This is a genomic window from Spiribacter sp. SSL99 (assembly GCF_009805925.1).
Lineage (GTDB): Bacteria > Pseudomonadota > Gammaproteobacteria > Nitrococcales > Nitrococcaceae > Spiribacter > Spiribacter roseus.
The window spans coordinates 68,463-80,759 of the sequence record NZ_MAOM01000015.1; the positions used below are offsets into that span (position 1 = coordinate 68,463).

General features: G+C 55.3%; 14 protein-coding genes. 8 read left to right on the forward strand and 6 right to left on the reverse strand.

Going from position 1 to position 12,297, the window contains the following annotated elements:
- The first annotated feature begins 681 nt into the window (after nucleotides 1-681).
- The 4 genes from BA899_RS04010 to BA899_RS04025 are packed head-to-tail and all read left to right on the forward strand — an operon-like array spanning nucleotide 682 to nucleotide 6,612.
- Nucleotides 682-1,347, forward strand: coding sequence for a hypothetical protein (locus BA899_RS04010; RefSeq protein ID WP_159299810.1), 666 nt, complete (start codon nucleotides 682-684; stop codon nucleotides 1,345-1,347).
- Nucleotides 1,348-1,380: 33 nt separating this feature from the next.
- Complete coding sequence (locus BA899_RS04015) at nucleotides 1,381-1,926, forward strand: hypothetical protein (RefSeq protein WP_159299811.1); 546 nt, start codon at nucleotides 1,381-1,383, stop codon at nucleotides 1,924-1,926.
- Nucleotides 1,923-4,337: a hypothetical protein gene (locus tag BA899_RS04020; protein ID WP_159299812.1), complete on the forward strand. Its 2,415-nt coding sequence runs from the start codon at nucleotides 1,923-1,925 to the stop codon at nucleotides 4,335-4,337. Before BA899_RS04015 ends, BA899_RS04020 begins: the two co-directional genes overlap by 4 nt.
- Complete coding sequence (locus BA899_RS04025; RefSeq protein ID WP_159299813.1) at nucleotides 4,324-6,612, forward strand: tyrosine-type recombinase/integrase; 2,289 nt, start codon at nucleotides 4,324-4,326, stop codon at nucleotides 6,610-6,612. The genes BA899_RS04020 and BA899_RS04025 overlap by 14 nt, the downstream gene beginning before the upstream one ends.
- 66 nt (nucleotides 6,613-6,678) lie before the next feature.
- Here BA899_RS04025 and BA899_RS10105 read toward each other — a convergent pair whose 3' ends face one another.
- From BA899_RS10105 to BA899_RS04055, 6 genes are all read right to left on the reverse strand, one after another.
- A complete protein-coding gene (locus BA899_RS10105; RefSeq protein WP_159299814.1) occupies nucleotides 6,679-7,089 on the reverse strand; it encodes a nitrile hydratase accessory protein in 411 nt (136 codons plus the stop codon).
- Nucleotides 7,090-7,197: 108 nt separating this feature from the next.
- Complete coding sequence (nthA, locus tag BA899_RS04035; protein ID WP_159299815.1) at nucleotides 7,198-7,815, reverse strand: nitrile hydratase subunit alpha; 618 nt, start codon at nucleotides 7,813-7,815, stop codon at nucleotides 7,198-7,200.
- A 14-nt stretch (nucleotides 7,816-7,829) separates the two neighbouring features.
- Nucleotides 7,830-8,549 carry a nitrile hydratase subunit beta gene (gene nthB / locus BA899_RS04040; RefSeq protein WP_159299816.1) on the reverse strand — a complete coding sequence of 240 codons (720 nt, stop codon included), beginning with the start codon at nucleotides 8,547-8,549 and terminating at the stop codon, nucleotides 7,830-7,832.
- A 39-nt stretch (nucleotides 8,550-8,588) separates the two neighbouring features.
- Nucleotides 8,589-9,095, reverse strand: a complete 507-nt coding sequence (locus tag BA899_RS04045) for a DUF1097 domain-containing protein (protein WP_200833051.1) — start codon at nucleotides 9,093-9,095, stop codon at nucleotides 8,589-8,591.
- Between the two features lie 17 nt (nucleotides 9,096-9,112).
- The gene (locus BA899_RS04050) at nucleotides 9,113-10,156 is read right to left on the reverse strand and encodes a GTP-binding protein (protein ID WP_159299818.1); all 1,044 of its coding nucleotides are present in this window, start codon (nucleotides 10,154-10,156) and stop codon (nucleotides 9,113-9,115) included.
- 63 nt (nucleotides 10,157-10,219) lie between these two features.
- Nucleotides 10,220-10,849: a HupE/UreJ family protein gene (locus BA899_RS04055; RefSeq protein ID WP_159299819.1), complete on the reverse strand. Its 630-nt coding sequence runs from the start codon at nucleotides 10,847-10,849 to the stop codon at nucleotides 10,220-10,222.
- 366 nt (nucleotides 10,850-11,215) lie between these two features.
- On the opposite strand from BA899_RS04055, the gene BA899_RS10110 reads away from it, so the two are divergent.
- The 4 genes from BA899_RS10110 (at nucleotide 11,216) to BA899_RS09960 (ending at nucleotide 12,228) form a co-directional block, all read left to right on the forward strand.
- Nucleotides 11,216-11,401 (forward strand): hypothetical protein, encoded by a 186-nt coding sequence (locus tag BA899_RS10110; protein ID WP_200833052.1) that lies wholly within the window; start codon nucleotides 11,216-11,218, stop codon nucleotides 11,399-11,401.
- A gap of 66 nt (nucleotides 11,402-11,467) precedes the next feature.
- A complete protein-coding gene (locus tag BA899_RS10115) occupies nucleotides 11,468-11,614 on the forward strand; it encodes a transposase (protein ID WP_370456305.1) in 147 nt (48 codons plus the stop codon).
- Between the two features lie 288 nt (nucleotides 11,615-11,902).
- Nucleotides 11,903-12,076: a transposase gene (locus tag BA899_RS10120; protein WP_370456311.1), complete on the forward strand. Its 174-nt coding sequence runs from the start codon at nucleotides 11,903-11,905 to the stop codon at nucleotides 12,074-12,076.
- Nucleotides 12,040-12,228, forward strand: a complete 189-nt coding sequence (locus BA899_RS09960) for a hypothetical protein (protein WP_200833063.1) — start codon at nucleotides 12,040-12,042, stop codon at nucleotides 12,226-12,228. The genes BA899_RS10120 and BA899_RS09960 overlap by 37 nt, the downstream gene beginning before the upstream one ends.
- Nucleotides 12,229-12,297 lie beyond the last annotated feature (69 nt).

Here is a 12,297-nt window from a genome sequence, read left to right on the forward strand (position 1 = left end):
TTCGATCTGAGTCGTGGACTTGGTAACTTGATTATGACTGGCCTGAAACGTGGAGAAAGTGATCAGCCCGAGCAGTCCTTGTTCAACGTTTCGATAGACTCATGGCACCTCCTGCTTCAGATGCGTAGGAAGTTGTCGAACGTCTGATCCACCGGTTCCTGGTTCTCCCCTATGCGCATCCCCTGCGGCGCAGCTCTCACCTACAGCTGTCTCCCCTTAGGTGCGAACCTTTTTGGATGTTCGTTGCCCCGTGTACCAAGGAGCAATGCACCAGAGTGCTGGACCAGGTCTGCTCGAGCGCACTTCTGAGCCCAAATGCATCATCGCCGATCGCGAGAGGCGGCGCGGCACTCTGGTCCTGCCTGTCACACAGTCATATCGGTAAACATACCCGCCGTGCTTCGCGCTCGCGCCGGGTATCGCTCATAACCACTAAGTCCTTGGTGCTATCAGTAAGGCCGCTGATTATCACCGGCCGACAGGGCGGATCACCGTCCTCACAGAGTTGGTTGACTTGTGTTTCCAGACGCCAGCGGTCGCGTATCGTTGGAACTCGGACCGTCCCCTCGCCGATTTCTGCCTTCAAAGTTGAGTTTGTGGGGTAAAAACTGCAATTAGCAGACTCGCATCCCACTTTTAAACGTGTACGGTCTAAGTCGTAGAGATGACAAGGACCACGTGATGAAAGGCATAATCCAAAAAACATCGTCAAGTGTAATCCTACGCGTATCGCCGTCGTGGTGTGAGGGCGATCACTCCGAGGAAGTACGTGCCGCCGTAGCCCACGCAGAGGATTTATTTGACCGTCGATGTCTGAATGACCTGGCCGACCCGGATGATGACGCCTTGAAGGATTGGGAGATTAAGCGACGCTTGGAAGAGCCGACGTTCGTCCGCCCAGTGATCAAAAGGAATAAGGATGGACATGATCGGTGCTTGAACGACTCATCCTCAATGATTGCATCTCGGTCGTTCCATCCGCGTCGGCAGATCGGTTGTTTCATATTGAATGAGGAGAAAGTCAGCGCAGATCGACTCAAGTTGATTGAATTCCGTTTTCGGGAGCTCGACGGCGCGCTCCTACCTCATGGTCACAAAGAGCGAAAATACCGTGCAGACCGGCTGATTCGCCGCCTCACTGATGACATTGAACTCTGTCGGTTGATCGAGCTGTTATGGCTGGGCCGAGAGCCAGTGGGTCTGTCGGCCGCGGAGAAGTCGGGTTTGACCAACGGTCATATCTCTAAGAGCAAATTCAACCCGAGTTTTCAGCAATCACGCGCGGTCTCGCCTAGAAGTGACCCCGGGGCAGATGAGGTTCAGGACAACAGCCGGGAGGCCGGGTAAGTGTCTCTGTATTCGACAAACTCGCCCTCGGGAATGAAGCCATCGTCGATTTACTTCGAGGTGGATGTCGATCCGCAGGACCCATGGCTCCTCCAGGCGCTCCATAGCCGTGGTCATCTCTCGGTCGGTGATCGCCGCCAGCTTGGGACCGGCCGAGGCATCGAACATGCTCTGTGTGTTCTTAGCAGCACCCCGATCGCCGTCTATGAGCAGTCCGGCTCATCGATGCCACTGAATGTTGAATGGCTGGACCGTCACAATCAATGCCGGGGAGACGAGTCTCGTATCCCCGAGATGACGATCTCTCCTGACCTGCTCGCCCCCGAGGAACTAGAGGTCGCGCGCTGGTACTTCCAATATCTCCATGGATTCCGTCTGGGCGTGTGCGAGCGGGAAGAGTGCCTCGATCGGATCCTCTCATCCGTGGCTAGGAGAAGCGCCTTAAACCACCGGTTAGCGGGTTTCTTCTTTCGGCATCGGGGTGTACTTCAACCGATCCATATCGAGCAAATGCTCAATGGGGCCTATGAACACCGCTCTATCATCCGAGCAATGGATGCATACGGGGTGCCACGTTGATTACCAAAGACTGGCAAGAGAGGTTTCGGCTGCTTTCGAGCGATCAGTACAGCAAGGTACTCGAGCAGGTTGTCGAGCGCTATGAACCACCGCAGACATTAACGGCGCTGCAAAACTGCGTGCAGCAGGCGAAACGTGACCGCGCAATCGCCAATGTGGAGACTCTCTCCGAGCAGAAAACGACCCAACTGGGCACTCATATGGGTCTGGTCGCATCCACGGAGACGCCGAAGGCAGCGTCGTACCCGATCTATTACCGCCTCTGTGAGCGCCACGTTAGCGATGTGAGCAGTAAGCTTCGAGCTCATTTCCACACGGTCTTACGGCACTGTGAGCAGCGCTCAGCAACCCGATTCTCGATTGATATTCAGTATGAGGACATTCTTGCGATCGATTTCTGTCTGCGTGAGGTGTCTCGGAGTCTGTCCCCGCCGGATGATATCGCCGTTCTCGACGCTCTCACACAAGCCGTGCGGCAGGCGGTTCCAGCTTATACGCGCAGGCTGGAGCAACAGCGAGATGCCTTGCGGATATCTGCGTCCCCAGACACCACGCAGATTGAGAAGGCCGAGCGTAAGGTGGATCGTGCGGAGAATCTTTTTCATAGGGCACTCGAGATCCTCGAGGACGGACGCGCGCTAGGCGAGTTAAAGCGCGATTCTGGCGAACAGCGCCATAGCAGCCCAGGGAGTGCCGGCCAGGGGTTCGACAGTGCTCGAGCGCCGTCACTTTTTCCAAAGCTCGATGATCGCTTACCTAAAGTAAATATCCATGAGGCGGAAAAGCCGCTTGGGCACGAGGGGGAAGCAGAGCAAAGGTTCCCGTACCGCAAACCTCTCACCGGTGATGAGCACCGAGACCCTAGAGGCCCTAGGGTTAAGATTCGCCACCTCGTCCCGTACTCTGGCCGACTGGCGCAGCAGTTGCAGGAACGCACCGACCTTACGAGCCTGCAGAATGACACGGTGGTGAGTGCGAGCGACTATCACCGACTTTCACCGAATACCCTTGCACGCGCGTTTTTCTGGCTCTACCACGCGGGCGACGGCGCGTTCGTATTCGGCTGGCTTATTGCCACGACTGGAATGCCCATCGACCGGATGCAGTCAACCAAGGTTAGTGCATCTCTCCCAAAAGGCACGGAGCCGCACTACGAGCCGGAGTCAGGCATCCTCCGGTATCGGATCTTAGACGGGGCCGCGCTAGTTGCAAACGGCGAGAACCGAATCGTTGCTCTCCATCTACCACCACCGTTGCCCAGATTGATCGCCGGCATAATCGCACAGCTCACTAGCGCGCAGGTGAGCGATCCGCTGCCATTCGGAGAGGCGCGAAAAACCGCTTCGGCTCAACTGCATTATCGATTTCAGGATACGCCGGGGCCACCAGTCACGCTTCGCGCACTTCGCGCGGGCGCACCAGAGTGGCTTTTGCCTGAATCCAGAGACGAGGTAGAGGCATTGCTGATCACCGGGCAGCTTGGCAATTACCACGGCGCCGCGGATGCCTACCGAAGTTCTGAACTTGACGAGATCAATGAGGTGTACCGCGCGGCATCTCATGACCTGGCCGAGCATATCCAGAAGAAGGAACCGGGCGTCCGCTTCACGTATGAAATGCTTCGTGCGGCACCTCCTGCACCCGGTCGCAATTACGCAATCGGGAGCAGACGAAGTATCGACGCTGATCAGTGGAGAGCACTCTTCGAGAATATTCGCAGTCAGGCCGTCACTGCCGGTCTCGCCGTGGACGCCGCCCCTTCTGTGAGTGAGGAAAAGCTGAAGTGCTGCATCGATCTATATCAACAAGCAGCGGCCTATGCTTTCCTTGGTTGGTCACTCGGGACTGCCGCTCGCCCAACATCCTCCCGCAGCACAATCTTGCTCACAGAAGACCTGGCGTTTGTGGCGGACAAGTCCACTAAGGCCCACTTCGAGCGCCGCGAGCTCCCAATGGTCAGTCTTGTCAATCGACAGATAGCCCACGCCTGGGCGCTATTCCGTCATGTCGTTGATTTAGCCGAAAAGCTCGGGTCAGTGGGAATCCACCTTAACCATCAGCCGGACCGTATTCAGCTCCCCCCATGGGTGCATTGGAGTCGGTTCGGGCTCAGGGCCCAAGACACTCGAATGGACCTTCTTAGGCAGTGGTCGGCGGATCACGGCTACACGCTGCATCGCTGGCCAATCAATGCGGCCCGACACAGCGCCGTCGCGATGCTCCGCGATCAGGTACCAACGGTCGTCCTTGATGCTCTGCTGGGGCACGCCCGTGGCAGTCGCGATGCGTTTTCTACTTGGAGCGGCCTAGCCCTCGGTGAGGTGTTCGCCGAGCTTCGACCAGCGATCAAAGAAATGCTGGCGCTGGCCGGTTATCAGCCACTGAGGGTAGGTGATTATGCCGAGCCTTAATAATGCCGATCAGGTAAGGGACGCGCTGAATGACCAAGGCTTGCTGGTGGACCCACTATCCGATTGGGAGGGCTATGAAGCACTGGCATCGGCGGTCGTCAGAGCATTGAACGGTGGTCGCAGCCTTACCTCCAGACAAGTCGATGGCCTCGTTAAAAGCACTTCTGCGGGATCCAAGACCAGTCAGAAGGCGCGTCTTAAAATCAGACTGTTGCTGGACGCAGGGAACCGGGGTGGGCTCTGGGAGAGTCCTCTTCCGCATACAACGACTGTGCATCCCCGGCCCTCGGCAGCTCCTGTGTCGCCGAGCCAACAGCGCCAGCGCAACGGGGCCGTCAATCTAGAGCGGTATTTTCGTAAGGAATATTTGCGACCGGATATGGATTCAGAGACGGCGTTGCTCGGAGCAGCCTTGCTGCTAGTAACACGGGTCGGAGCTAGCGAATCGGTTGTCTACGGCGTACTCGCTAATTTGCGCCGCGTGGACTTTGATAAGAAAACGGGGTGGATTAATACGCCAAGCCACCCGGCAGTAGACGCGCTGGCGGCCTACCGGCTCAAGTTGCCGGAGCCATTGGCCGGCTTGCTGCGATGGCAGCGTCGCCATATTGCTCGTCGCAACGACTGTTGGTTCTTTGCGGGAAGCGTTCCGGGGCACACCGGAGACGAACCTGCGGAAGCCGATCAGATCGAGCAATGCGTCGGCAAGAGCTACAAACGGTTGGTGAAAGACTACCACGCCAATATTGGTGACAAAGACTCGACGGTGCCAGAAAGGTTTCGCGGCTTTGTCAGAGCAGGGCGACATAGAGCGCGTGATCTAGGCCTGACTCCGCAATTTCTCACCGTGATGTCTGGTTACCCTTTACCGGTGTCACCGCCGGCGACAACCCTAATGGAAGACGAGCCAGGTACCTCAACCGCGTGGCAATCTGGCGCCTCGGAGCCAGCGCGACCGATTCAGTCTTTGAATGCGTCGGACAGAAACAGCGAGGTGCCGGAAGCCCTCCCTGATAACTTTGACTGGGTCGGCTTCGTGCAAGCTGAAAAAACTGCTTTCGTCCATCAGTTGCGGCCCCTCTGCGCGCGCACAGGTGGCGTGACGACCGGGAGAGACGGGCAGGTTTACGAGCTGCTCGACCACTTTGACGCGCGTGCTTATGCTGCTTTGGATACGCCGAATATACTCCGCCTGTTACTCCGCTTCGCCCTCTCTAAGCTGCTCGATGATGGGGTTAAATTCGAGTCCCTCAAGACCACGATGGATTCTTTGTCCGACGGAGCGCTGCTGGCGGAGCCCGCATATCTCGATCTTTCGACCTGGGATGAAGAGGTGGTCGTCGAGATGGCTGAGCTGCGGATGGAACAGCAACAACGCAACGCTATTAGCACCCGTCAGGGCAGACTCACGGCATGGGTGGAGTTGGTTAATTTCGCGCATCATCAGGGCGTTGGACATTTTCCGCCGATGACCGTGGAAGGCATCATGAGTCTCCCGGCAGGGCGATCTGACATCCTCACGCCGGATGAGGCTGAACGGGTCCACTGGCGACTACGACATCTCCACGATGCAACCCATCGCGAGCGCTTATTGCTTGCAAGCGCCTATGCCTTGGGCGTGCACGCTGGGCTAAGGGCCAGTGAGGTGATTAACAGGACACTGGCGGATGTTGTCGTCGAGGATGACCGTGTCTACCTCCATGTTCCGCGTGGGAAAAGACGGAGGAGCCGACGGCAACTCTGGCTGCATGCCTTCTTACCGCCTACTGAGTTGCAGTGGCTAATCGAGTACATCCGGCTTCGGTCCGCTGAGCGGCTTGGCCGTCAGCCGCTTGAGGAGTTTTATCTTTTCGGACACGCAGGGGATCCGGAGCCTGCTGGTCGATCGGCGATCATTGACAGGCTGATTCCTGAGATGACTGCCTTCCTTGGTCGGCCTGTGGACTTTCACCTGCTCCGCCACTCGTTCTGCTCTTGGCTTTTGGTACAGGCGTATCTCATCGTCGATCCGTGGATAGGGGAGCATCTGCCGGGCCTCGATCCGCGGCTGAAAGAGCCAGATGCGCTCGCTGCCGTGGAAAGATACCTCCGATACCCACTACCGGCCTGGCATAAGGACGTGGGGATGAAGAACGATATTTGGAATCGCGTGGCGCGCACGATGGGCCATAGCACTCCGCGCACGCTCATGACTACGTATGCGCATACGATTGGCTCGGTTCATTCGGTGTTACTCCAGAAGACTTCCGAGTGGGCGCGGCGCGATAGGATATAACTATACTACAAAGGGAAATCGATAGGTCTCGATCCGCTCAGTCTTCTGCAGCTCCGTTACGTTTAGCTAGTAAGAAGATGCTGTATCGGGTTGATGTCGTGAATCCGCCTCGGTCTGACTCATTCGGCCGCAGGATTCGCCAGCGCCCCTGAATTCCGCAACACGGTTGGCCATTGCCGGCGCCTGAACTAGCTCGGATTCTCGCACCACTCTTTCCAAGGCAATCAACCAACGCTCATAGTAATCCCAAGATGGGTCATCGGACTCGTGCTCGGCCTCCCACTCAGCTATCGATTTTATCAGGCTGCCTTGGAAATCCTCCCACTCGAAGTAGCCCGCCTTCGAGAGTGCGAGCGCAAGGCCGAACGCTCTGCTCTCCCATTCGGAATAAAAACAGAGCCGCCCGTTACTCCTTGGCGGCGATTGCCGACCTCCAAGTAGGCTTGTGGCCGCAAAGTGCTCGAATTTAGTTTGCATGAGATATTACTCGTATCATGACGTGACTGTTCACAAGCTCGCCGCGGGCTGTAGCCGAGAAGCTTTGCTTCGCCACAGCCCGCGGAGCCCCACCGGTGGACTAGCTAGTCAAGGGGATTCCGCCAGTGCAACACCCATCATCGACTCGGGCGTTACCAGCCGAACAAGTTCCTCTTCGCTCCATCCACTCGTACCATATGGACGCTCGGGGATAACAAACCAACGTATCTGTGCGCTGCTGTCCCACAAGTGGACCCGCACATCTGGCCCCAAATTCAATCCAAATTCCTCAAGTACGGCGCGAGGTTCCCGGGCCGCACGCGCACGGAACGCAGGGTCCTTGTACCAGTAGGGCGGAAGCCCCAATACCGGGAATGGATAACAGGAGCAGAGTGTGCAGATGATCATATTGTGATCATAGGGTCCATTTGCGACTGCACGCATATGCTCCCCTTCCGCACCCGCCATGCCGGTAGGGAAGTCCATAGAGGCTATCGCGCCCGGAGTATCCTCAACCAGCCATTCCTTGAATGTTTCATCTGTCCAGGCACGCGCAACAATCCGGGCGCCGTTGAACGGCCCCATCTTGGTATCGAAATACTCTAGAATTTTATCGATTGACTGCTCGCCAATTATGCCCTTCTCTATGAGGAGTGATTCAAGCGCGTTAGCACGGGCCGCGTTTCTTTCTTCCCGATCATCAGAATATTCGAAAAGCTCTTGCATGATGAACCTCTTTATTAGTCAATTTCGTCAAGATACGCTTCAAATAGATCGGCATAAAGGCGCGTATGCTTCTCACCTAGATCGCCCCAAATTTCGCCTTCATCGAACATGACGCTATACACTGGCATCGGTTCTCCGATCCCGTCAGGGCCTGTGTCTTGAAAATACGAATATGCCCCCTCGTATACGTGAACAACTTTGCCGATCCGGTTGCGCAGGTATCCTGGTAGTCTGGTGTGCTCTGTAACGTGATTGTCCCGTATCCGCACCAAGTTACCAACCGCGAAACGCGGAGGCTCTTGTAATTCCGACTTCGGGGAGTCTCCGAACTGCATGTAATGAAGTATCTGGTCGTCCACCTGCTTGCTTGCGGACTGCTTGGGAGGAACGGACACACCTTCGTAATATTGCTTCGCAGTTTCTTCAAGCTCTTCGCTCGTAATATAGCCCTCCTCGATGAAGAAACCGGAGATACCGCCGAGCCACTTTTCATAGTATCGGTATTTGAAGTATTCGAACGGGTTCATATTCTCCGCGCCTTTGCGGAGATCCGCCCATGTCCACTCGCTTTCGAACTCAAGATTCGATGGGCGCTCCTTCAAGTGATTGCTTAATGCCATCATCGCCATATGGATACCAAATATCCGCTTCTCCCACTCTTGGACAAAGACTTTCCTCTCGGTGCTGACTGGGCCGACATTCTCAAGCCCACCAAGTCTATGTTGCAACTTCATAACATTCTCCTTGGGTACTTCTTCGTCACTACTATATGACTACGGTTTGGTGGAAACCTGTTTTTCCGTTCCAATTTTCACCAGTGAGTTAGCCAATTTCTCGTGTCCAATGCCAAAAATACCGCCGGCAATTACTGACGTACTTGCCACGAGGGCAGGATTCGAGATGCCTGCATGGGTTATTGGTAGCCCTAGTGCTGCGGAGGTCCCTACAGTCGATGCAAAACCAAAAACTACGGTCGGTGTGAGGCTAAGAAGCTCGGAGCGACCAACTTGCACCATGGCGGCGCTTCCGACTCCAACGCAAATCGCAGCCGCGATAGCCGATCCTCCAAATGCCGTCGATGCAATGAGGCTCAGGCTCGCAATCGCGACACCTACCAAGTTGGATACAACGGATTGCTTAAAGCCGGCAACTCCGCCCCCCGCTACGAAAAACGAAGCCCATGCAATAAAAATTACCCAGACTTGGAGCGGTAAAACTGTGGCCGTTAAATAAGTTGCTAGTGCGCCTAGCAAACCGATCCCAATGCTCATCGCTGTCATGTGCTGCATGATTTACCTCAAACTGTAATGCTTTCCGTATTGTGATTAGCGCTATAGCCGCCATTAGGGTTATCTAGCGGCACGCCTGAATTTGATAATTTATTACCCCGGATGCACTCATAAAATCCCTCGCGTAGCGAACTTTCGTTGAGATTGCGACCAATAAATACAATCTGGTTTGTACGATCTTCATTAGCCTTCCAGGGCGCGCCGGGACGCCCGTCTAGGACCATATGAACTCCCTGAAAAACGAATCGCCGTGGGGACTCGTCCATGTCTAGGATGCCCTTCATCCTGTAAATGTCTGGGCCATGGTCCTGAACCAATTGATTGATCCAGCGATTGAAACGATCGCTGTCTACGCTGCCAGAGATGCGTATGCTGGTCGAAGATACTTCATCCTCATGCTCATGGGCTGTTTCCGTTAGCAAGCCAGGATCCACCGTAAGTGCATTTCTCAAATCGAAGGCTCCGATGTCCAGTAAATTCTCCAGAGGGACATCACATTGTGCTGCAGTGTAAATATCAGCGAGTGCGTTCAACTGCTGGATTCTGTCAATTATAGAATCGGTTTCGACCTCGGAAAATAGGTCTGCCTTGTTCAAGATAATTACGTTTGCGAAGGCGATCTGTTCTTGCAATTCGTGGCTGTCCCAATGGTGCTTGATATTAACTAGATCTACAACCGTAATCGTAGCGTCAAGCGTCAATGAGCTCACTGTTCTTTCATCCAAAAAGAATGTTTGGATTACTGGTCCAGGATCGGCTAATCCAGTCGTTTCTATTACAACCCGATCGAATTGGTGGTTATCGGTTAGCAAGTTACTGAAGCTCTGTATTAGATCTGACCGGACGGTGCAACAAATGCACCCATTGTTCATTTCGATAACTTCCTCGTCGGTCGTAACGATAAGCTCGTTATCAATGCCGACTTCACCAAACTCATTTACGATCACGCAAATCCTTTGCCCATGGTCCTCCGTGAGAATACGATTCAGGAGCGTAGTTTTTCCTGCTCCTAGATATCCAGTTATTAGTGTGACTGGTAGCTTCTCCATCATCGCTCCATCGCGTTCAAATAAGGGAAAGTAATGTGTCTGCTTCGGTCAGGGCGGTGCCCCACGTTATCCGATAACAATTGAAGCGGCGGAAATGAGGCCGATCCCAGCAATAGCGCTTGCTGCGGCTGTCTGAGCCATCGCAGATAGTTTTTGGTGGTTTGCGAGTAACCAGCGCGTAAGGAGATAGGCGGCGGCAGCGAGGCTAAATTGAGTGATCGTGAAACCAGTGAGGTAGGCGACCAATGGTGACGTTTCGGCGCCGAGTACCGCTCCTGCGTAGGCTTGGCCATGAAAAAATGCGGCAGCAGAGCCCGTGGCGGTCAGGAAGAGTTTATATTGAGGTTTCAAAAAGACGGTTGCGGCGACACCGAGAAGCGATAGTGCTACCATCAACTCGGTTGCGGGGAACGTGAATCCGGACCAACTCAGGGTTGTCCCGGCGATCGCAGCGGCGATCAGCGCGAGTGGGGTGGTAAGCCCGCGCATCGCGCCAAACCCAAGCACGATCCCTACGCCAATAATGAATGCGAAGTGGTCAATGCCTATGATTGGGTGAGCTAAACCTGAGAGAAACCCATGGAGGTACGTCTCGGGTGTTTCGCCGCCCATGGGGTGATGGGCGAGAGATGCGGTGCTAAGAAACAGAGTTGTTGATGCCAGTGCGGTAGCGAGGGTTTTCAAAGGGGAGCTCATGCTGAATCCTCCATCTGCGTCGGTACTGAACAATGGTTGGCCACGCTTGCTGTTGCAGGGTTCGTGCCATTTGCTTCCCGGGTGGACAGAGATTCCGTAAGGAGCTGATTATGCAAAGGATTCCGGTCGTTTCGGATGAATTGGTCGCTTGCCGAGAGGGGGCTTCATCGCGGATTTTTGCACCATGCGGACGCACAGTGAACTTCAATGGTGCGGATTGACGGTGCCTAAATACCCCGATAGCAGGCGTACAGGGTGATTTGCTGAAGAGTGGAGCTATTACCTGGTGCGATCGTAAGCAATGGGATGGACTTCACCCACTCTATCTCGCAGATATGAGGCGGGTCTTTGATGAGGAGCGGAACCATGGCCATTGCTGTTGTCGGTGTTGATCACGCCAAGAACGTCTTCCACCTCCATGCGGTTGATCAGCGTGGGACGGTTGTTTTCCGTTGCGCTCGCAAGCGACACGACTGGATCGAGACCGTACGAGAACGCGTCGAACCTGGTGCAGTGATTGCCATGGAGGTATGCGCCTCTTCTCATCATTGAGGTCGGTTGCTCCAGTCCTACGGTTATGAGGTTCGGCTCGTCCCCGGTCAATTTGTGAAGCCGTTCGTGAAGAGCAATAAGAACGATCGCGTCGATGCAGAGGCCATTACCGAGGCCGCGATGCGTCCTGGTATGCGGTTTGTGGCGGTCAAGTCGCAACGCCAGCAGGATCTGCAGGCCCTTCACCGTGTCCGGGACGATGTCATCCAATAGCGCACGGCCAAGGCCAATCAGATCCGTGGCTTGGCGGCCGAGTACGGCATCATTGCACCGGTGGGTCTAAACCAGCTTCGCAAGGCAATCCCCGAGTGGCTAGAAGATGCGGACAACGGGTTGTCTGACCTTTTCCGCCAAATCCTTGCGGGTCTGCGCCATGACCTTGTATCACTCGATGAGCGAGTCGAGGTGCTCACACGCTCTATTCAGCAGGTGGCTGAACGGGACCCCGTTGCCAAACGACTGCTGGGTCTCCGCGGCGTTGGCCCGCTGTGCGCGACAGCAATGGCCATTGAATTGCGCGATGGTCGGCAGTTCCGCCGCGGGCGTGACTTTGCATGGTCACTGGGACTCGTGCCGAGACAAGACAGCACCGGTGGCAAGGCGAGATTGCTTGGCATATCCAAGCGAGGAGACGCTACATGCGTAAGCTGCTGGTCCACGGGGCGCGGGCTGTGATCCGTCATCACAAGGTGGATGAAGATCCACTCCACCAATGGATTAGCCATCAGATGGCGCGCAAGCATCCAAATGTTGTGAGTGTGGGCTTGGCCAATAAAACAGCGCGTCGCCAGGGCAAGGTAGCGTCAAGTGGTCTAAAAGCGAGGTAGCCACCGGAGCCCTCTTCAGCGCTCACGCCGCGCTCTCGATCGTGAGTTTGTCGGCGTCCTTGTGAAGTG